This is a genomic window from Chitinophagaceae bacterium C216, from assembly GCA_028485475.2.
GTDB lineage: Bacteria > Bacteroidota > Bacteroidia > Chitinophagales > Chitinophagaceae > Niabella > Niabella composti.
This window is the reverse complement of the sequence record CP144143.1, coordinates 738,516-759,771: the sequence shown is the minus strand read 5'-3', so window position 1 is coordinate 759,771 and position 21,256 is coordinate 738,516. Positions and strand designations below refer to the sequence as shown.

The window sequence follows — 21,256 nt, the reverse complement described above, 5'->3', positions numbered from 1 at the left end:
ATCATTTGTTTTTAAATCGCTCCGTTATCTGATGAGCTTTTTAAATATGGCGATCTTTCCTTGATAAGGTGGATAGGCAAATGTCGGATCGGGCCATGTAGCTGCTTTTAGCACCGCCTTTTGATGGCTGAACGTCTCGAAAGAATAGGCGCCATGATAACGTCCTATGCCGCTATTGCCCCTACCCCCAAAGGGCAAGCTCTTATTTAAATAATGTCGAGCTACCGTATTTACACAGGCCCCACCCGAGGGAACCTGCTGTAACCAATCATCGGCTTCTACTTTATTATTGGTAAATACATAAAATGCTAGTGGGTCGGGATTCTGGCGAATAATTTGTAAAGCCTCGTTATCATCGTTATAAGTTAGTATTGGTAAGATGGGGCCAAAAATCTCTTCTTGCATAATGGGTAAACTGGTATCCGTAACTTCTAGCAATGTAGGCGCAATGTAAAGCAGTTCTTCATTATGCGTACCTCCAGCAAGCACTTTGCCTTGATGCAGGTATTGCATCAGACGACTGAATTGTTTTTTACTCACAATTCGGCCATAATCATAGCTTTCAACGGGCTGTTCACCATAAAATTTATTGATCGTCTCTTTCAACAAAGCCACTAATGTATCTTTAACCGATTGGTGCGGCAGCAAATAATCCGGCGTAATACACATCTGACCTGCATTGGAAAACTTAGCCAATGCAATGCGGCGTGCCGCTAATTTCAAATCGGCATTTGGGGTCACTACGCAGGGGCTTTTACCGCCCAGCTCCAATGTTACAGGAGTGAGTTGTTCTGCCGCAAGACGATAAATAATTTTTCCAACAGCAGTACCTCCGGTATAAAAAACATGGTCAAACTTAAATTGCTGCATCATTTCCGGAATCACTGCTGCACCCTCACCCGTAACGTAAGAAACATAGTATGGCTCAAATGTTTCGGCAATAATCTGCTGCATCACTGCTTCCGTTGCCGTAGTAATTTCGCTAGGCTTAAGTACAATGCAATTACCCGCAGCAATAGCGCCTACCAAAGGCAGAAACAGTAATTGAAATGGGTAGTTCCAAGGAGCAATAATCAATACTACACCCAACGGTTCATACATCACATAGCTTTTGCCGGGCATATTGATGAGATTAGTACTTACCCTTCGGGGTGCTGCTAAATCGTCTATCTGTTTTAAAAAATAATTAATCTCCGAAAGCACTAATCCTGTTTCAGAGAACCACACTTCTTCCTTGCTTTTCTTTAAATCTTTATATAAAGCCTCATTCAGCGCTCCTTCATATTGGAGAATTGATTGCCTTAATTGTTTCAGCTGTTGCTTTCTGAATGCAATAGGGCGGGTTGCTCCACTTAAAAAGTATTCCCGCATTTTATTTAGCTGCAATAAGGAGCTCATAGCTATTTTTATTTAAGTGCGATGCCATACATCGCTATTGTTTTCAACCTATTTTTGTTTGAAGTTAAAACACAATCATCAAAACAAGCGAAATACATCGCCTTTTAACATTGTGATGTAAGCGTTCAAACGATACTCATGTATACCGACGAATATTTTATGCGGCTGGCTCTTAAAGAAGCCAAACAGGCGCTGGAGGAAGAGGAAATACCCATTGGTGCTATTGTAGTACAGGATAATAAAATACTGGCACGAGGTCATAATATGACCGAAAAACTAAATGACGCCACCGCACATGCTGAAATTATTGCACTTACTGCTGCATTCAGCAATATGGGTTCGAAATATCTGCCTGATGCAACTTTGTATGTAACAGTAGAACCCTGCGTCATGTGTGCCGGGGCTTTGTATTGGAGTAAAATAAAACGAGTGGTTTGGGGCGCTTCGGATCCTAAAAATGGTTTCTCACGCGTAAAGCCCGGGGTATCGCCTTTTCATCCCAAGACCGAAGTTGTTTCAGGCATCTTGGAAACTGAATGTGCGCAACTCATCAAAGAGTTTTTCAGAAATAAAAGATAAAGCCATCCTTAAGGGATGGCTTTATGGTATTTAGTATAACCTGAGTTAATATCCCGAGTTTTGTTGTTGTCCGATAGCCGGATTGGCGTTGATCTCACCGATAGGAATAGGTAGAATGGTTTTCTCAAATGTTCTGTCTATTGTTTTAGGGCGTGTAGGGATTGTAATGCCCAGAATTTCATCATTGAAAGTAATGGACTTGTTCAGACGCAGCATGTCGAAGTAACGCTGGCCTTCTGCAAACAACTCCTTACTTTTTTCATCCAAGATCATATCTAAAGTAATAGTTCCGGAGGTAGCAGCAGGTAGTGCAGGAGCTCTTTTTCTGATTTCGTTGAGATAGCTAGCGGCTTTTGTTTTATCAGTAGGTAGCGCCGCTTCGGCTGCTATCAGATACATTTCTGACAGGCGAATTACTTTTATATTAACTGCCGTAGAGGTAGATTTTCCATCACCGGCTAAGTCCGTACTTCCACTGTATTTATAACATGATCCAAGTCGTGGATTAGATGAAGTAGAGAGTTCATCGGCGGCCATAATACCCCAACGTACATCGGTAGGATCTTCATTCAAACGTGCAAGGAAATAATCACTAGCCCCGAAAAAGCCCAATGCACTAGTACTTCCATGACCTTTTCTTCTTAAATAAAAACCTAAAGAAGCGGTGCCTAAATCAGCTTCTGTAGGCAGTACAGCCAACTCAAAAATAGACTCGGAACCAAACTGTGTTTTCCAAGAAGCCACCCAATCGGCTGGAGTGTATAGGCTGTAGCCTCCATTTTGGATGACATCCTCTGCTGCAGCTAATGCTTGACTGTAATTACCCATGGTAAGATATACCCTGGCCTGGATAGCTCTATTGGCATAATAGTTAATGAATCCGTTGTTTTTGGCCTTAGGCAATAAGGGTGCTGCGTCGGTTAAATCTTTAATGATCTGATTGTAGTTTTCTTCAACCGTAGCGCGTAAGGGTTGCGCCGATGCTTCCAAGGGGGTAGTTACATTAGGCACACCATAAGAAGACTTATCATAAGTATACGGCTTTCCGTAAATACGCACCAGATCAAAATACATCAATGCCCTTAAAGTTAATGCTTGTCCTTTGTAAACATCGAAGTTTTCGGTAGAGCCTTCATTCTTCAGCTTTTCAATATTAGCCAGCAAGCTGTTCGCCTGCAAGATGTTGTTATAAATAGTCGACCAAAATCCGCCATAGTTATTGGTATTGGCCGTATGGTTGAAGGTGTACAATGCATCCAGCCCCCTTCCCTGCGAGTACAGGGTAAGGTCGCCGCCTTTGGCATCTCCATACATGAAGAAGTTACGACCGTAATAATTTGAGCTGAGCAGATTACGCATCATACCGGTGACCATCACTTTGGCATCGGCCGCTGTACGTACCGATGTAGGTGCGCTTACAGAGTTGGTAGGTGTTACGTCCAAAAAACCCTTGCCACAGGAAGACAGTAACACGGTTGTTACTACCAAAGCAAGTATGTGTATAGTTGATTTTTTCATTATCGTGTCTTTTATAGTTTGGGGAATCATGGTTTCTGAATTTTATTATCAAAAACTAACTTCCAAGCCGAATGTATAGGTTTTGGTAAACGGCGTTTCCCAACCCCTAGTAGCATAATTGTTTACTTCGGGATCTGCTATTTTGTATTTTGAGAAAGTAAGCAGATTGGTGGCGTTAAAGAACACACGCAGATTATTAGCACTAATTTTATTAATCCACTGTTTTGGAAGACGATATGCCAAAGTAAGATTCTTCAGTCTTAAGAAAGTGGCGTCGTGTAGCTGACGAGTACTATACTGCATGGGATCGGTAAGGTCGCTACCACTCAGCATGGGCATGGTACCGGATTTGTTGTCATGAGTCCACATATTCTTATAATAGATCTCCGATCTGATTCTTTCCCAGTAATACCCATCGTCGGCAACATCCTTATATGCGCCATCATACAGTTTACCTCCCAGTTTATAGATAAAATTCAGATTTAAAGAAAGTCCCTTCCATTCCAAATCGGAAGTAATGCCTCCGAATAAATCAGGAATACCACTTCCAATAATGATACGATTGGCTTTACTGTAAGAATAAGTGGCACCACGTCCGTTAAAGACGAAGTCTCCTGCTGTAGGGTTATTAGGATCGTTTACATACCAAACGTTACGTCCATTTTCAGGATCTACTCCGGCCCATTCGTACCCATAAAAAGCCAGCGTTGACTCGCCCTCGCGATAAATAAACTGGGCGCGGGCATCGCCACCGGTAGGATCATTCCAAATAATATCCTGGCCCTTATCAGCTCCAGGTTGCTTATATAGTTTTACTACTTTTGATTTCAGTGTAGTGGCGTTTAATCCTACATTCCAACGCCAATCAGCGTTTCGGACAATATCAGCTCCTAGTGCAAACTCCCATCCGCGGTTATTGATTTCTCCGATATTTCGGAGTGTAGAACCAAAGCCCGTTACCATGGAAATAGGTACATCCTGAAGAAGATCTTTTGAATTGCGGTTGAAGAACTCTATAGAACCGGTAAGCCTGTGATTCAGCAAACCAAACTCCAATGCTATATCGGTATTATAGTTGGTTTCCCAGGTGAGGTTTTCATCGCCGATAGAAACAATGCTACCGCCGGGTAACTCCATGTACCTGTCTGTAAAACTGGTCAAAGTTCTCCATCCATAATTGGCCGAAGGAACTGTACCATTAATCCCGTACGAACCTCTCAATCTAAGATCGTTGATTATTTTATTGTTGCTAAGGAAAGATTCTTTGGCAATATTCCATGCAGCACCTACCGACCAAAAGTTAGCCCATCTATTAGCCGGTCCAAAACGGGAGCTACCGTCTCTTCTGAACGACGCAGAAAGGAAATATCTTTCGGCATAATTATATTCTGCACGAGACAATACTGATTGCATATTATAACCCCAACTATATGCATTGGCCGTGGTTTGACCGGCAGTAACCACCGTAGGTAGCGTGCTGGAAGGCAAATTGGTTCCCGAAGACCGCATATAGTCGGTCACATTTTTTTCCGCTTCATAACCGGCCAATACATCTAAGTGATGCTCATTGAAGCTTTTGTTATAATTCAAAGTAGTGGAGGATACCATTTTATTATAAGTAGTGGACATCTCATCAACACTACCGTTGGTATTTACTCCATTATAGTGAACTGCACTATAGTAAATATGCTCTCTTACATTTGAATTATTGTAAGAGAAAATTGTTTTACCTGTAAGTCCGGGTAAGATGTATACCGATAAAGCTTCTACCACCGATACATTCAGCTTACCAGATGTATTATCCCATTCGTTATCGTAGAACAGGTTGTTCTGAGCCAAGCTTCCGAAACGATCGGTAAATGGCAATCCGCTTTTATAGTCGGTAGGCCAGTATAAAGGCCAAAGTAGGTTTCGTGTTTGCATGAAGTAGTTGGCTGTGGTATTACGAGTATCATTGTAGCCGGATACGTCGTCCTTGCTGATACCGATATTACTGGAGAGTTCCAACAGCCTTCCGATTTTTTGGCTTACATTCAGACGTCCGCCTATACGCTGGAATTCATTAACGCGTATCCTACTTTTATCCTGTGTAAAAGACAGAGAACTGTAATAGGTAGTTTTATCATTACCACCGCTTACCGAAAGATCGTTGGTGGTATAATACCCCGTTCTGAATAAGGCTTTTTCCCAATCAAAATACTTTCCTTCGCGGTTTTCCAATCCATCGGTCATTCCTTTAATCATTACATTTTGATAACGACCGGGACCTGCTGTTTCGAAATAATAACCGTGTTTGTTAAATCGAGAGTTTAACCGACTTAGGGCATCGTTGGTAGCGTATGCTTCATCTCTACCTCCCGTAATGTTATAATCAAAAAACACCTGATAAAGCATGTTTACTTGTGCCTGTACGTCCGCAGCTTCATAGTTATCGGTAGCCCAAGAAGGAGAAAAACCATGCGATGTTTTAAAGCTGATGGTAGGTTTTCCGGACTTACCTTTTTTGGTAGTAATAATTACTACCCCGTTGGCAGCCCTAGAACCATACAAAGATGCCGCTGCCGCATCTTTTAGTACTGTAACGGATTCGATATCATCGGGGTTAATGCTGGACAAAGCGTTATTATTACTGGTGTATATATAATCGCCCATTTGCCCTACGGCACCGGAGACTACCGGAACTCCATCTACCACAAATAATGGCGAGTTGGAAGCATTCATAGAACCGATTCCGCGTATGCGGATAACAGGGGCGGTTCCCGCCTGACCTGAACTTTGGGTAACCTGTAGACCCGGAACTTTTCCGTTCAAGGCGTTTTCAAAAGAAGTTAGCGGGTAATCCTTAATTTTTTCCGCGGTAACGTTTACTGCCGAACCGGTAAAAGTACTTCGCTTAGCTGTACCGTAGGCTACTACAAAAACCTCATCCATTTGAGTTTTTGCACTTTCCACCAACACGACCTTCAATAACGAGCGAGAACCCACTGTGACAGTGGTGGTGGTATAGTCTACCGCCGAAACCTGTAATACAACCGAGGAGCCCGATACTGTAATGGAAAATTGTCCATTCTCATCGGCAGCTACTACATTATTGGTACCTACCTGCTGAACAGTGGCCCCTGGAATGGGTGCTTCTTGTTGATTCACTACTGTTCCTGTAATTTGTCGTGTTTGAGAAAATGCTAATACAGGAAAAAAGAGTAGAAAGAGGAATAGAGGCGCAGTAAGAATGTTTTTCATGAGCGCAAGGTTTTGTTTACGATATGTTAAATTTAATATAATAAGCTGAAAAAACCTGCAAAATCTTGTACTATCTTGCAATGATTATTGCAAATAATTATCATTCATCGCTTAATATATATAGAAGCTGGCTGAATTTTTGTGCTGAATATGAAAACCTGAGAACTATAAGCGTTTAAATTTGTAGTATTTACATAAGGTATTTATTTAATCACTCTAAAACTTATAAAGATCATGGCATTTACATTACAGCCCTTGCCCTATGCTAAAGATGCATTAGAGCCTTATATCGATGCCCAAACGATGGAAATTCATCACGACAGACACCATCAGGCATATGTGGATAATCTGAATAAGGCCATTGAAGGGACAGAGCATGCTGAAAAATCGTTAGAAGAACTGGTAAAAAATGCCGGAAGTATTTCCGCTGCCGTAAGAAACAATGCCGGCGGGCACTGGAATCACACTTTCTTTTGGGAAATATTAACTCCGGGTGGTGCTAAAGAACCATCAGGTGCACTGGCTGCTGCCATCAACGAAACTTTTGGTTCATTAGACGCACTGAAAGAAAAAGTAAACACAGCCGGAGCTACCCGTTTCGGAAGTGGTTGGGCTTGGCTAATCGTTAAAGACGGTAAGCTGGAAGTAACTTCTACTCCCAACCAAGATAATCCTTTGATGGATGTTGCAGAAGTAAAAGGTACTCCTATTCTGGGTATTGATGTGTGGGAACATGCTTATTACCTGAAATATCAGAACAAAAGACCAGAGTATCTGAAAGCTTTCTGGAATGTAGTAAACTGGGACAAAGTTGCTGAAAAATTTGAAGCGGCTAAATAAACGTTAAAACGTTTATTATATGACCTACTGAGAAAAGCCGGCATGTATCGTATGCCGGCTTTTCCTTTATGCAACTAATAGTTTCAAGGATTTATAATATTTCAAAGCGGCATAATACGCGAGCCTCTACCTTTAAACTCTCAAAGTTAAGGTCTGCAGCATCTGCAGCTTCTTTGGCACGGGCAGCATACATCACCGTATTGGCATATATCGGACGAGCCATAATTTCCTGTTCTTGTATGTACAGCGCCCTTCCTGCCTTTTGTCCGATAGTATTGCAAAGCAGTGATGCTTTCTCTTTTGCAGCCTGAATGGCCTTTATTTTAGCTTCTTGCCGATATTCCTCTATTTTTGAGCTTTCCAGCTTTTCAATAGAAGCATTGGAAATGCCTATTTCTTCCAGCGCCAAAAATACCTGCCCTGCAGTTTTACCATCTTTTACAATAATCTGGTATTGCTTGTTCAGCAAAATATCTTTTGATAAAAACCCGGTTTTAAGATTACTGGTTAGGTCTTTAATCAACACATCCTTTTTGGTATCAATTCCCAGCTCCTGTAGTTTTTGTAGCATTTGTTTTTCCTGAACACTCAATGCGTTCTTGTTTTTACTATCCTTTTCGGCCAGCACCACCTGAATATATATTTTGTCAGGGATGATTTCAATCTCCGATGTACCTGTTACTTCAATGTAATTTTTATCGATAAAATTTTTTTCGCCAATTTGTGCAAATGCACTTATCGAAAATAAAACAGCAAAAGCAGTTAAAACTTTTTTCATCAGATTAAAATTTAAATTGTACTAATGGAATTATTTTTCAATAAAGACGAGACGAAAACATAAATTGCATACTTGTTTACAAAACTTTAGGCTTTGGCCATTATTATCATAAATATTCCTAAATTCTTAATTTGCTTGCAACCCTGTCTTTAGTTGTGAATATTACACAGATAACAAAATTTAGGGAGTTGTCAAACAAAGCAGCTGCTTTTACTATATGGTACGAATTAAAATAATATACATTTGTATTTATGAATAGAGTGGTGATTACCGGTATGGGGATTTATTCCTGCATCGGGAAGAACTTAGAAGAAGTAACAGCATCGCTTAAGGCAGGAAAATCAGGAATTATTTTCGACCCTGTGCGAAAAGAATTTGGATATCGCTCTGCATTGACGGGTTGGGTAGAGCGACCATCTTTAAAAGGGTTGTTGGACAGGCGTTCGCGCATCATGCTACCCGAAGAAGGCGAATACGCTTACATGGCTACTGTAGAAGCGTTGCGCAATGCGGGTATAGATGAAAACTATATTGCAGCTGCTCAACCCGGGATTTTATACGGCAACGACAGTTCTGCAAAGGCTGTTATCGAATCTACCGATTTAATTCGTGAGAAGAAAGATACCATGTTGGTAGGTTCGGCCGCAGTATTTCAGACGCTGAACTCTACCGTTACCATGAACCTAGCCACTATCTTCAAGCTCAAAGGCATTAATCTTACGGTAAGTGCCGCCTGCGCCAGTGGTTCACATGCCATAGGCCTGGCATATATACTCATCAAGATGGGTTTGCAGGATTGTATAATTACCGGTGGAGCCCAGGAAATCAACCACCTTTCTATGGGTACTTTTGATGCACTGGGAGCTTTTTCGGTGCGCGAAGATATTCCGGAACAAGCTAGTAGGCCTTTTGATAAAGATCGTGACGGACTCATTCCCAGTGGCGGAGCTGCCACAGTGATTCTCGAAAGTCTTGAAAGCGCTCAAAGACGGGGCGCCAACATTATTGGGGAAGTTTTGGGTTATGGTTTTTCTTCCAATGGAGAACATATCAGCAATCCCACAGTAGAGGGACCCGTAAAATCACTTACAATGGCTTTGAAAGAGGCGGGTTTGCAACCCCACGATATCGATTATATCAATGCCCATGCCACCAGTACTCCAGCGGGAGATGCTAGCGAAGCACTGGCCATTCATAAAGTTTTTGGAGATTGTAATACTCCCATAAGTTCCACCAAATCAATGACGGGACACGAATGCTGGATGGCCGGAGCCAGCGAAATAGTGTATTCATCTCTCATGATGCAACATAATTTTATTGCACCTAACATCAACTTTACAAAACCCGACGAGCAAACCCGACATATCAATATCATAAAAAATACTACAGAAAAAAATATAAATGTATTTTTGTCCAATTCTTTCGGGTTTGGAGGAACCAATTCTACCCTGATTGTCAGGAAATGGAGTTAACCCTTTATTCTTTATCTATATCCCAACTGAGATAATGAAAAAAGGACGCCCATTACTCGTTACAAATAAGCACAATAACTAAAGGCGAAAATGTGGTAAATATGAACATGCAGGAAATTATAGATATATCCAACTCATTTTTAGTAGAGGAGTTTGAGGCTGACGCATCACTCATCAAACCAGACGCCAACCTGAAAGAGGTTTTAGACTTAGATAGTCTGGATTATATTGATTTGGTAGTTGCATTGGAAAATCATTTCCACTTTAAAGTGCAACCGGGCGATTTTGCTCCTTTGGTTACTTTCCAAGATTTTTACAATTACATTCAGGCACAGATTGAGAAGAAAGTAACTGCATAATGCAGTTACACTGCTGATCCTCGACTTTATAGAAGTATCGGAATTCCTTTGCCGGCTACTGTTTTCGTGTGTTGACGCGTAATACAAGAGTGTATACTAATTCGACCGGAAATAGGAATACTTTTTGAATAAGCATAGTGTAGTTTATCTTTACCTAACAGCTTTACATCCCATATACAATTTAAACTCTTGATGACCGCCTCATTACAAACACCTTTGGTATCGGTTATAATGCCGGTATATAATGTTGAAGACTATTTGGCGGCAGCAATCGAAAGTGTATTACAACAAGATTTTCCTTCTATCGAACTAATACTGGTAAACGATGGCAGTACCGATACGTCGGATATCATTTGCCGACACTATCAGCAAAAAGATGAGCGCATTACATATCTATATCAGAAAAACAGTGGTGTATCCATAGCCCGCAATTACGGGCTATCACATGCTAAAGGTGCTTACGTGTTCTTTATGGACTCGGATGATACCATTGACAAGAACTTCATACGCTCCTCATACGAGATCGCTCAACAAAACGATAGTGATATTGTAGTAATTGGTGAGTACTTTATGAGAAGATTGCCCAATCCTCCGGCACTTCCCACATGTGCTCAATTGATTCGCCTGTCTTTTCTAAACCAATACCCAGATATTCGTTTTCCCGAAGGCATACAACCTTGTGAAGATGGTCTCTTCTCTCATCAATTATTGGCACTTACTCAGAAAGTAGCAGGAAACCCACAAGGAGTATATTATTATCGACAACATGAAAAACAAAATCACCGCGCTATCAATAAAAACACAGAAAAAGTAGTTCTTCAAATACCACGCTGGTTGGAGCTTTTGGAAAATTTCTATACCCAACACGCATTATTTGAAAGCCGCGCCTTACATCTTGCCCGATTCATAGAACATGAACCGTTTGAATTCAGATATATCAGCATGCCCTTAAACGCGGCGCAGAAAGCGTTTTTACACGAACTGCTTAAAACCTTCATGCATAAAAATGTTTTCCCATATTTAAAAAAACAAGAGCTAGCTTCGCTCTCAAAGCCGTTTTTAGCATTTCTCAAAGCCGACACACATCAGCAATTTGACCGCTATTATGCCCGATATAAAATCCGAAGAAGAAAATTGAAAAGGTGGTACATATTTCTCGCAGAATTCGTCTTTATTAAAAAACTGAAAATAAAACTGAGGGAAAACATCCGCAAAAAGTTCGATGAATGAAAATTGTGCTTATACAACACAGAGCCTTTCTTGATGGCTCGGGAGGAACTGAAAAAATTTGCACTTTTTTAGCTAACCAATTTGCGGCTGCCGGACATAGTGTTACTATTGCAACCTATGACGCCAATACAAATGGTAAGCCTTTCTTCCCGTTAAATGAGAATATACAGGTTGACAATATTTATAGCACATCCATTATTCAAAAAGTCGCACAACCTATATACAATTACAAAGGCAACAATCCACTGCTTTGGATAAAACATAAATTGAAGAAAAAATATGCCAAGGCTTATAACTATTTTCTGTATAAAAAAGTAAAAGGGCCAGATGGTTTGTATACTTATAATCTTTTGCAACGTGCCAAAGCCTGGAATCGTTATCTGCAACAGCTGCATCCGGATGTAATTATTACCATGTCTATCGAAACGCTGCTGGAAATTACCTATCAGCAGCATTATGATGCCGTTATCATCAACTCTACCAATGGTAGGCCCGATTATGATTATACAGACTTATTGTGGTATCGAAGTCGGCAAGAGAAGCAGCTTCTAAAAGAAGCTTATAAGCATCTTTCTGCTATACAAGTATTGTTTGATAGCTATAAACAGTTTATACCTGATTCCTTTACGGGAAAAAGTTATGTCATACCCAATCCCGCACCTCAAATTCCTGACGAACACATCGTCCATCATACGAAAACTAAAGAGCGTTATAAAATTATTCAAATAGGCTCTTTAGTAACAGATTGCAAACAGCAACATCTCTCTATAGAGGTATTTTCAAAAATTGCGCATAAATATCCTCACTGGGACCTTTACTTTTGGGGACAGGGGCCCGATTATACATCTTTGAAAGAAAAGATTGCTGCTTTAGAGATGGAAGACCGGATTCATCTTATGGGGCTCACAGATGATCCTCTCTATGAATTATCTAACTCCGATATTTTTTTATTCCCCAGTAAATATGAGGGACTCCCATTAGCATTGCTGGAAGCCATGTCTGCAGGACTCCCTTCATTAGGATTTGCTTCCTGCTCAGGTGTGAACGAATTGATCCAGCACGGTGAAAACGGTTTCTTGGCTAATGATATCATTGAAATGCAACAATATCTTGAACTATTAATAAATGATGCTCAGCTACGCGAACGTATGGGCTTTAATGCACACAACAAAATGAAAAGTTTCAGTGCCGACATCATTAGCAATAAATGGAAGACTTTGCTTGATGAGGTTACGGGTAGATAAAGTGTCTGTAGTAAATGTTTTTTATAAAAAAAGATCCAAACTTATCGAAGTTTCTTTTTTGAATAAAGGCCGATGATCTCCATAGAAATTCACTTACTGCCGCCATTTCTCCAGTTGCTTTAGGGTAGCTGTTAAATCCTTGTGTAAAGGAGCTTCCAAGGTTATAGCCTTCCCCTGCAAATCTTCTATTGTAAGCTGATAGGCGTGTAGCGCCAATCTATTTAGCAAGGGCTTTTCTTCCAATGCATCCTTGCTCAGTTTAAACCTGTTTTTGATGGAGGAAAGTAAGATAGGTTGTCCGTCTCCGTAAATTTTATCTACAGCCAACGGATGCCCCAATTCTTTGGCGTGCACCCGAATCTGATGTGTACGCCCCGTGTGTATCTGAAACCAAACCCAGCTATATTGTTTAAAATCTTTCAGCACTTTATAATCGGTACGTGCAGGTTTGCCCCGACGATGTACCATCATAGTGCCCCGTTTGCTCGTGTTTTCGGCAATGGGAACATCAACAACGCCATCTGTTTTTGCCAAAGAGCCCAGGAGCAGTCCCAGATAAATTTTTATGGTTTTACGATTTTCAAATTGCAGGCTGAAGTGTCTATGTGCCGCAGCATTTTTAGCAAAAATTATCAAACCACTAGTATCTCTGTCAAGACGATGCACGATATAAACTTCAGGATATCGTTGTTGCAGTATATCCTTAAGGCTCTGTTCTTTTGCTTCCCTGTCGGGAATGGAAAGCATGCCCGAAGGTTTATTGAGCGCTATCAGGTCCTCGTTTTCGAATATGATTAAATCCTGCAGTTTGTTCTTCAATTGAGTAACTTTTTTACAGTCTATACAAGGTTGCTACCAACCATCAGGGTAGAAAATATCCCGTATGCTTGCGGTAAAACAAGGGTATATACGCAGGTTTAGCCAGCTTTATTCTGTTCCAGCTGAATGGTCTGAAATTTTTTATAAAATTCTCTTGCAAAATTTTTGATATCGTTTACCTGCTCTGTATACTTTGTTGCCCTTCCGTAGGTATCAGCCATCGTCATAAAGGTCTGATAAAAAAAGTTAGCCATTTCATCCACCATCATATCCTTGGTCCATAAATCGATACGTAATGCGGCTTTATCAGCACCATCCCAGAAAGAAACCATCATTGCCTTTGCTTTTTGAGGTCTGCTGGCCGTACTTTCAGTAGCACTCCACTCAATTGCATCAGGAATGCGGTTCTCGTCCATTTTCACATCAATGGTTATCGTAGACTTCATTATTTCAAAATTTAATGTGCAAAAGTAAGTATTTATCCTTGCCGCTATGTATTTGTTAGCACTTGTTTTAGTGCCTTTATAAAGCTTTCCTCACCATATGAACTCTTGCGTCCGGCAATACGTTTTGCTAAACTTTGTCGGTAGGTTTCTCCTTTGTACATCAGCATCAGCATATCACCGATAGCATCATGGTTTGAGTCTAAAGGATACACCACTATATCGCCGTACATATCTTTTAAGGCTTGTGTAGGAAGGGCTATTGCAGGGGTGTTTACCTGAAAAGCTTCTTCTACAACCACCGGAAATTTTTCTTCTTTGTCCACACTCACAAGTGCATAAGCAGCGGCTATTTTTTCATATAGTTGTTCATCATCTGTTATTACCACATCGGCTCGGTATTTATAGGTGGAGATCAGCTCCAGAGCCATATTCATAATGGTTTCGTCTCCGAAACGCACCACAATCATGAGTTTCCAGCTGCTTTGCTGCATCTTCTTCAATCGGGAAAAGGACTTTAGTAACAGTATTAGCTTTTCTTTACTCCAATCAAAATCGGTGGCTATAAAAAACTCAAGTCCTTCGGTAAATTGTTCTTTTATATGTTGTTGCTGCACATCATCAGGCAATATTTCGGGGCCGGTTACAAAACCTTCGGCCAGAAATATTCTTGATGCCAAAGTCGGCAGTTGTGTTGAAAATTCGGTTTTTAAGGATACGGTCGTCAATCCTATGGCCTCGGCCCGAGACCAATCTTTTTCCTGAATCTTAGGGTTGTGTGTCGATATCAGCAGCACCTGCTTTAATGGTATAGAGGTCTTCAATGTACGGGTAAAACTGATAAAAACAGAAGCATTTTGTGCGCGTAACCACTTATCATTCTTCATTTTAAGAAAAAGCCCCTGGATGGGAGGAAAGGTTGTGGTGGTTACGTTTTTCAAACTATTTAAACCATAATCTTCATTATTGGGGGCAATAAATTTTTCTGTTGGCAAAGCTTTTGCCAATGCACCGAAAAGTGTTTTTTCTAAATATCTTTGATATGCATCGCCCTTATGATACTGGACGTCTAAAATAATAGCCATTAGTAATAAATAAGATGATTTTCCTCTATCTTTGCCCAACAACTGCAAAGGTATAGTACTACACAAGATTTAGTTGCAGATACATTTTTTGCTTCATCCAAAATTTTTTATGGAATATAATACAACGAGAAATCCCCTGGCTATGCGCGAGTATGGCAGGCATGTTCAAAAAATGGTAGAGCACATCCTGACCATTGAAGACCCCGAAAGAAGACAAAAAAACGCAGAAGCCGTAATAGAATTGATGGGATTTTTAAATCCGCACCTGAAAAATGTTGAAGATTTCAAGCACAAGCTTTGGGATCATCTGTTTTTAATATCGGATTTTAAACTGGACGTAAAATCGCCTTATCCCATTCCTACACGAGAAACGCTAAGAGCAAAACCTAAGCCACTTCCTTACCCTAAACGTTCATCCAAATTCTCGCATTTAGGTAAAAATCTGGAAGATGTGATTAATAAAGCGCTGGAAGAACAAGATCCGGAAAAAAGACAGGGTTTTGCTAATACCATCGCTTACTACATGAAATTGGCCTATAATAACTGGCACAAGGAGATAGTGCATGACGATGCTATTCAAGCCGAATTAAGCAGTATTACCAGAGGTAAGTTAGAGTTTACCAATACTCCGTATGTAAAATCATTCCGTCAGCAGGAAGCTAGCAACAAAAACAACAACTTTGGTAAAAAAACCAAGTTTCAGCAACAACAACGTAATGGCAATGGCAACCGTCGCAACGGCAATAACGGTAACAACGGAAACAACGGCAATTACAAGAAGAAAAGATTTTAACTTAATATAGATAAAGTTTGTAAGCAAAAACGCCTACTTTATAATTTATGATAAAGCAGGCGTTTTTTTTATTTACTAAAAGAAATGTCACTTTCTCAACAAAGCACCAATCGTCTATTTCAGCTCGTAGCGTTCATTCTTTTCATACAACCATAGTAAAAACATTAAACAGATCGCATGGACCAGTTGGGCCTGAATAGCCCCCCAGTTTTCAATCATGCTACTACCGAAAATCAACGTAGTGATTAAAATAATGGAAGCTGCAATGGTATATCGGGGTTTATAGCCTAATATTACCAATACCCCCAGCAACGCTTCTGCAAACGGCAATATATAACTATACGGTATGAGTAATATTGAGGGTATTCCTGATGGCTCCATTTCCTGCACCATCCAATTGCTGAATGCCTGAAGTTTAGGAATTCGTACCAGCCCATGTCCTAAAAATGACATGGCGATGGGCAATCTAATTATAAAGAAAAACTGTTTACTGAGTGCCATACTTTCTTTTTTGTAAATATAAGAAGTTGTGATGCTCATGTATTTTCCCCTTCAAAATAAAAAACGGCTATGCAGTTTATGCATAGCCGTATTATCTTAAAATTAATACGATCTTACTTTTGAGGTTGCTCAGCAGCTGGAGGTGTATGTGGCTGAGGCATAGTGGTTTCTTCGTGATGTTTATCGTAAGTATTACGAAGATTTTTGTAAGAGTTACCGTCGGATAGAAACGCAATAATAAACCATATAAACAACAACAACGGAACCACTATAGTAAGTATGAAATTACGTATCTCATCGCCTAGGTGCATAAATACGGCTACAATGTAATACGCTTTAGCCAGCGTAAGGATACATACCACTCCTTTCAAAAATAAAATAAATGCAGGGCTAGGTGTGCCGTTTAAAAACAGTTTATATATCAGCAATCCTATCAGCAACTCTACCACAGTTACAATAGAAAGAATGATAGTAGTTCTTTTTACGCGGCGGTAAAAACTTTTATCATCGTGATGTTGATGAAAAGTTACTTCAGGATATGCTGCTGAAGGAGAAATATCTTTAGTAGGATCGTAATGTTGACTCATAATGCTGTTTTATATTACTCGGATCACAAAATTTTTATCATTCAGATTAGCTTGTTAAGCCCTATTAAATCAGGTAGAAGCATAAGAACACGAATACCCACACTAGGTCTACGAAGTGCCAGTATAATCCGGCTTTTTCAATCATCAGGTAGTGTCCTTTTCTTTCAAACACATTTGCTCTAGTCATCAGCAGCATAATAATATTGATAATTACACCACTGAATACGTGGAACCCGTGGAAGCCGGTAATCTCGTAGAAGAAACCACCAAAAGCTACAGGGCCGGGTTTACGCACGTGGAAATCGGAGCTACTGCTGAGCAATTGAATCAGTTGCTCTTTAGGCGCCTTCATTAGTTCGGCATGTGTTTGAGTAGATAAATGATGTTCTTCTACCAGCTTGGCAAGAACATGTGTATCGGTATTCTGCAAAGCAGCTACAACTTCCTGACCGGCAACCAGCTCACCCCAAGGGTTGCGCTTGGTAGTTTGCCCAATCAGCTCAATTTTACCATCAATCAATGTAGCATGCTCTCCTGTGATAAGGTGATGCCACTCCCATGCCTGACAGCTGAGGAACGCTAAACCACCTATGATAGTCCAAATCAACCATTTTTCAACTCCTTTTTTATCCCTGTTGTGTCCGGCGTGTACAGCCAATACCATGGTAACCGAACTGATAATAAGGATAAAAGTCATCACACTCACAAATGCCAGAGGCAGGTTTGCGTGGCCGGCTCCAGGGAAAGCGTTGAATACAACGTTAGGATCGGGCCAGTAATTATGGCTGAATCTGATGGTACCATATGATATAAGGAACGCGCCAAAAGTGAAAGCATCGCTCATTAAAAAATACCACATCATCACCTTTCCGTACTCTATATTAAACGGGCTTTTACCGCCGCTCCACCATTTAGTACGATGTGTGTTTACTGTTGCTTCGTGTGCCATTCCTTAATAAAGTTTTATCCAACAATTATAAAAAAGATTAATAAATATAACCACAATATATCTACAAAGTGCCAATACATGGCCATTACTTCCGATGGTATAGGACTATATACTTTTATTTTACCAATAAAAGATCTGATAACCATTACAGCCATTGCTACTACCCCACCCAGTACGTGTAGAGCGTGCAATCCGGCAATAACATAGAAGAACTGTCCTGCACCGGAAGATCCTCTAAATCGAACATTCTGTTCCCATAGCTCGGTGAATCCGATAATCTGGCAGATAACGAAGCCAATTCCCAATACAAAGGTGATGGTCAGTAAGGTGCGGTACTTACTCATGTCCCGATCCTTGAAGGCCCTTACAGCCATTTGCACGGTAAGGCTACTTGCCAATATTACCACAGTAGAGATCCAAAAAACTCGAGGTAACTCAATGGTTCTCCACCCGGTGAGATTGCTCTTTACAATGAACGCACTGGTAAGACCGGCGAACATCATAATGATGCTTGCCATTGCAACCCATAAAGTAAATTTATGGGGGTGCAATTTCTTATGCTGTTCGTTGCTCATTGTAGTTTGTAACATTCTTTATTTCCTCTTTACGTTGTAGGATGTATGCTCCTTCTAAGCTTTTGCCAATAATAATGCTAAGAGTATTACTGGTAGATATAGGTAGCTACCAAACATCACTTTCCGTGCACTCGCTACATCCATTTTGTTATATAATATCACACTACGCACGATCATAAATATATTGGCGAGTATGACGAATATCAATGCGGTAATTCCTTTAGTCCCTGCAGTAGTACTAATGCCTGTAAAAAAGGGAGCTAATGTTACCGGCACCATTAGTAAAGTATATACCAATGTTTGTAATGCCGTGAATTTTGTGGGCCCCTTGTCACTGGGCAACAGTTTAAATCCAACCCTACTATAATCCTGATGTGCCACCCAAGCTATTGCCCAAAAATGAGGGAACTGCCAGAAAAACTGGATACCAAACATGATAATTCCCCCTAACCAGGCAATCTCCTGTCCGGGAAGAAATCCAGCTACCCATCCAATAAGACATGGTAAAGCCCCCGGCACAGCACCTATCAATACGGCTACAGAATTTATCTTCTTTAGCGGAGTATATACAAAAGCGTATAAAAACAAGCTGAACGCAGCCAACAATGCCGCCGTCCAGTTAAAGTAATACCCCAGAATAAACACACCTAAAGCTCCAGTAAGTACTGCAAATCCCAAACCTTGCTCAGGCGTAATACGCCCGCTAGCAATGGGTCTTTTGGCAGTTCTTTTCATCAGCGCATCGGTATCCTTCTCCACAACCATATTGATGGTATTCGCGCTGCCTGTAACCAGCATACCACCTGCAAAGAACAAAATAATCCGCCACCAATCAATCAACACCCCGGGTACCAGCAGATAACTAATTACACTGCTGAAAACCACCATTATACTTAAAGAGGGCTTAATAAGTAATATATAATCTTTTAAGCCTGCTCTTGATTGTTCCAATTTATTATTTATTAATGGTTCGTAATTATAGCCTATTCCGAAACAAACTGGCTGTTTCGTTTTATGGACAATTCATTGCTATTAATGCGAACTTTCTTTTTCTCCTATAGGCTCTGTTTGAGGAATAAAATCTCTTCCGTCTTTACCGTAATCGTAAGCCCAACGATGCACTTCAGGAATTTCGCCTTCCCAGTTGCCATGGCCAGGACGAATAGGAGTGGTCCATTCCAGTGTTGTAGCACCCCATGGGTTTTGAGATCTTACTCTTCTGCCCTTATATATTGAATAGAAGAAGTTGAACACAAACAGAAGCTGTATAGCAAATACCAATACGGTCACTACGGTAATCATAGCATCCAAGCTATCGAATTGGCTAAAGCTTACCCAGCTACTCTTATCCAAGTATCTTCTTGGCATACCGGCTAAACCTTGATAGTGCATCGGCCAGAAAATCAGGTAAGCACCAACCAGTGTTACCCAAAAGTGAATATAACCTAAAGTGTTATTCATGTAACGGCCGAACATTTTCGGGAACCAGTGATAAATACCTGCAAACATTCCAAAGAATGCCGATACCCCCATCACAATGTGGAAGTGTGCAATTACGAACATGGTATCGTGCAGGTGGATATCGATGGTTGAGTTTCCTAAGAATATACCGGTTAGACCTCCAGAGATAAACAGGCTCACAAAACCTATTGAAAACAACATAGCAGGAGTGAAGCGAATGTTACCACGCCATAATGTTGTCAGCCAGTTAAACACTTTGATAGCTGAAGGTACCGCGATAAGCAGTGTCAGCAATACAAACACCGATCCAAGGAAAGGATTCAAACCGGTTACGAACATGTGGTGTGCCCATACTAAGAATGCCAATACACAGATACCAAACATAGAGAACACCATCGCCATATAACCGAAGATTGGTTTGCGCGCGTTGATAGACATTACCTCTGATACCAATCCCATGGTAGGCAGAATGATAATGTATACCTCGGGGTGACCTAAGAACCAGAACAAGTGCTGGAACAGGATAGCGCTACCTCCTTCATTAGGTAAGGCTTGTCCGGCGATGAAGATATCGCTCAGATAGAAGCTGGTACCCAGATGACGGTCAAACAGTAGCAATACCACACCAGACAACAACACAGGGAAAGATAATACACCCAGTATTGCAGTGAACAATAGCGACCAAATTGTCAGTGGCAAACGGGTCATTGACATACCCTTGGTACGCATGTTCAAAATGGTTGCAATGTAGTTAAGACCACCAAACAGCTGAGATATGATAAACAGGGCCATACCGGCAATCCAATAGTCCATACCGGCTTTGGATCCCTCAGATGCCTGTCCTAACGCACTCAAAGGAGGATAAATAGTCCAACCACCGGAAGCAGGGCCAGTTTCGATGAATAAAGAAGCCAGCATTACCACGCTTCCTGCAAAGAAGAACCAGTAAGAGAGCATGTTCATTATGGGCGAAGCCATATCACGTGCTCCTATTTGCAGAGGAATGAGTAAGTTGGCAAAAGTTCCACTCAATCCGGCAGTAAGTACAAAGAACACCAGCACGGTACCGTGCATCGTAGTTAATGCATAATAGAATTCAGGTTTAATGCGTCCACCCTCAGCCCATTTTCCAAAGAAGGTTTCCAGAATGGGAAATGTCTGATCCGGAAAACCCAATTGTAACCTGAATAACACCGAAAACAGCCCGCCAATGATTGCCCATATAATACCAGTAACCAAAAATTGCTTAGCAATCATTTTATGGTCCTGGCTAAAGATATACTTTGTAATAAAAGTTTCTTTATGATGTGCATGCACATGGTGATCAGCCGCGTGATGGCCGATGCTCGCTGTTTCCTGGTAGGTATGTAATGTATCGCTCATAA

20 protein-coding genes are annotated in these 21,256 nt (G+C 40.8%); 7 read left to right on the top strand and 13 right to left on the bottom strand.

Going from position 1 to position 21,256, the window contains the following annotated elements; translation table 11 throughout:
* Window positions 1-24: 24 nt before the first annotated feature.
* The gene (locus PIECOFPK_RS03135) at window positions 25-1,398 is read right to left on the bottom strand and encodes an aldehyde dehydrogenase (RefSeq protein WP_409966492.1); all 1,374 of its coding nucleotides are present in this window, start codon (window positions 1,396-1,398) and stop codon (window positions 25-27) included.
* Window positions 1,399-1,536: 138 nt separating this feature from the next.
* Between PIECOFPK_RS03135 and PIECOFPK_RS03130 the strand changes: the two genes are divergently transcribed.
* Window positions 1,537-1,977, top strand: coding sequence for a nucleoside deaminase (locus PIECOFPK_RS03130; protein ID WP_409966491.1), 441 nt, complete (start codon window positions 1,537-1,539; stop codon window positions 1,975-1,977).
* A gap of 45 nt (window positions 1,978-2,022) precedes the next feature.
* Here the strand turns inward: PIECOFPK_RS03130 and PIECOFPK_RS03125 are convergent, their stop codons facing one another.
* Together PIECOFPK_RS03125 and PIECOFPK_RS03120 are read right to left on the bottom strand one after the other, a co-directional pair.
* The gene (locus PIECOFPK_RS03125; protein ID WP_330974900.1) at window positions 2,023-3,495 is read right to left on the bottom strand and encodes a RagB/SusD family nutrient uptake outer membrane protein; all 1,473 of its coding nucleotides are present in this window, start codon (window positions 3,493-3,495) and stop codon (window positions 2,023-2,025) included.
* Window positions 3,496-3,543: 48 nt separating this feature from the next.
* Window positions 3,544-6,735: a SusC/RagA family TonB-linked outer membrane protein gene (locus PIECOFPK_RS03120; protein ID WP_409966490.1), complete on the bottom strand. Its 3,192-nt coding sequence runs from the start codon at window positions 6,733-6,735 to the stop codon at window positions 3,544-3,546.
* A gap of 234 nt (window positions 6,736-6,969) precedes the next feature.
* On the opposite strand from PIECOFPK_RS03120, the gene PIECOFPK_RS03115 reads away from it, so the two are divergent.
* A complete protein-coding gene (locus PIECOFPK_RS03115; RefSeq protein WP_330974898.1) occupies window positions 6,970-7,575 on the top strand; it encodes a superoxide dismutase in 606 nt (201 codons plus the stop codon).
* Window positions 7,576-7,666: 91 nt separating this feature from the next.
* On the opposite strand, the gene PIECOFPK_RS03110 is transcribed toward PIECOFPK_RS03115, so the two are convergent.
* Window positions 7,667-8,353 carry an SIMPL domain-containing protein gene (locus PIECOFPK_RS03110; protein WP_409966489.1) on the bottom strand — a complete coding sequence of 229 codons (687 nt, stop codon included), beginning with the start codon at window positions 8,351-8,353 and terminating at the stop codon, window positions 7,667-7,669.
* Window positions 8,354-8,604: 251 nt separating this feature from the next.
* Here PIECOFPK_RS03110 and PIECOFPK_RS03105 point away from each other — a divergent pair, with 251 nt between their 5' ends.
* The 4 genes from PIECOFPK_RS03105 to PIECOFPK_RS03090 all read left to right on the top strand — a co-directional run bounded on the left by PIECOFPK_RS03105 (window position 8,605) and on the right by PIECOFPK_RS03090 (window position 12,658).
* The gene (locus PIECOFPK_RS03105; protein ID WP_330974896.1) at window positions 8,605-9,825 is read left to right on the top strand and encodes a beta-ketoacyl-[acyl-carrier-protein] synthase family protein; all 1,221 of its coding nucleotides are present in this window, start codon (window positions 8,605-8,607) and stop codon (window positions 9,823-9,825) included.
* Window positions 9,826-9,926: 101 nt separating this feature from the next.
* Window positions 9,927-10,184, top strand: coding sequence for a phosphopantetheine-binding protein (locus tag PIECOFPK_RS03100; RefSeq protein ID WP_330974895.1), 258 nt, complete (start codon window positions 9,927-9,929; stop codon window positions 10,182-10,184).
* Between the two features lie 192 nt (window positions 10,185-10,376).
* The gene (locus PIECOFPK_RS03095; RefSeq protein WP_330974894.1) at window positions 10,377-11,414 is read left to right on the top strand and encodes a glycosyltransferase family 2 protein; all 1,038 of its coding nucleotides are present in this window, start codon (window positions 10,377-10,379) and stop codon (window positions 11,412-11,414) included.
* Window positions 11,411-12,658: a glycosyltransferase gene (locus tag PIECOFPK_RS03090; RefSeq protein ID WP_409966488.1), complete on the top strand. Its 1,248-nt coding sequence runs from the start codon at window positions 11,411-11,413 to the stop codon at window positions 12,656-12,658. The genes PIECOFPK_RS03095 and PIECOFPK_RS03090 overlap by 4 nt, the downstream gene beginning before the upstream one ends.
* 93 nt (window positions 12,659-12,751) lie before the next feature.
* Here PIECOFPK_RS03090 and PIECOFPK_RS03085 read toward each other — a convergent pair whose 3' ends face one another.
* The 3 genes from PIECOFPK_RS03085 to PIECOFPK_RS03075 form a co-directional block, all read right to left on the bottom strand.
* Window positions 12,752-13,477 (bottom strand): RluA family pseudouridine synthase, encoded by a 726-nt coding sequence (locus PIECOFPK_RS03085; RefSeq protein WP_330974892.1) that lies wholly within the window; start codon window positions 13,475-13,477, stop codon window positions 12,752-12,754.
* Between the two features lie 98 nt (window positions 13,478-13,575).
* Window positions 13,576-13,923 (bottom strand): gliding motility protein GldC, encoded by a 348-nt coding sequence (gldC, locus tag PIECOFPK_RS03080; protein ID WP_330974891.1) that lies wholly within the window; start codon window positions 13,921-13,923, stop codon window positions 13,576-13,578.
* 44 nt (window positions 13,924-13,967) lie between these two features.
* Window positions 13,968-15,005, bottom strand: a complete 1,038-nt coding sequence (locus tag PIECOFPK_RS03075) for a hypothetical protein (protein ID WP_330974890.1) — start codon at window positions 15,003-15,005, stop codon at window positions 13,968-13,970.
* A gap of 109 nt (window positions 15,006-15,114) precedes the next feature.
* On the opposite strand from PIECOFPK_RS03075, the gene PIECOFPK_RS03070 reads away from it, so the two are divergent.
* Complete coding sequence (locus PIECOFPK_RS03070) at window positions 15,115-15,798, top strand: DUF4290 domain-containing protein (protein WP_330974889.1); 684 nt, start codon at window positions 15,115-15,117, stop codon at window positions 15,796-15,798.
* 114 nt (window positions 15,799-15,912) lie between these two features.
* On the opposite strand, the gene PIECOFPK_RS03065 is transcribed toward PIECOFPK_RS03070, so the two are convergent.
* The 6 genes from PIECOFPK_RS03065 to PIECOFPK_RS03040 form a co-directional block, all read right to left on the bottom strand.
* Window positions 15,913-16,299 (bottom strand): DoxX family protein, encoded by a 387-nt coding sequence (locus PIECOFPK_RS03065; RefSeq protein ID WP_409966487.1) that lies wholly within the window; start codon window positions 16,297-16,299, stop codon window positions 15,913-15,915.
* Between the two features lie 113 nt (window positions 16,300-16,412).
* Window positions 16,413-16,886, bottom strand: a complete 474-nt coding sequence (locus PIECOFPK_RS03060; protein ID WP_330974887.1) for a cytochrome C oxidase subunit IV family protein — start codon at window positions 16,884-16,886, stop codon at window positions 16,413-16,415.
* 64 nt (window positions 16,887-16,950) lie between these two features.
* The gene (locus PIECOFPK_RS03055; protein WP_330974886.1) at window positions 16,951-17,835 is read right to left on the bottom strand and encodes a cytochrome c oxidase subunit 3; all 885 of its coding nucleotides are present in this window, start codon (window positions 17,833-17,835) and stop codon (window positions 16,951-16,953) included.
* Window positions 17,836-17,849: 14 nt separating this feature from the next.
* Window positions 17,850-18,425 (bottom strand): heme-copper oxidase subunit III, encoded by a 576-nt coding sequence (locus PIECOFPK_RS03050; protein ID WP_409966486.1) that lies wholly within the window; start codon window positions 18,423-18,425, stop codon window positions 17,850-17,852.
* A gap of 39 nt (window positions 18,426-18,464) precedes the next feature.
* Window positions 18,465-19,361 (bottom strand): heme o synthase, encoded by an 897-nt coding sequence (gene cyoE / locus PIECOFPK_RS03045; protein WP_409966485.1) that lies wholly within the window; start codon window positions 19,359-19,361, stop codon window positions 18,465-18,467.
* Window positions 19,362-19,442: 81 nt separating this feature from the next.
* On the bottom strand, window positions 19,443-21,254 hold the full coding sequence (locus tag PIECOFPK_RS03040) for a cbb3-type cytochrome c oxidase subunit I (protein ID WP_330974883.1): 1,812 nt from the start codon (window positions 21,252-21,254) through the stop codon (window positions 19,443-19,445).
* Between the last annotated feature and the right edge of the window lie 2 nt (window positions 21,255-21,256).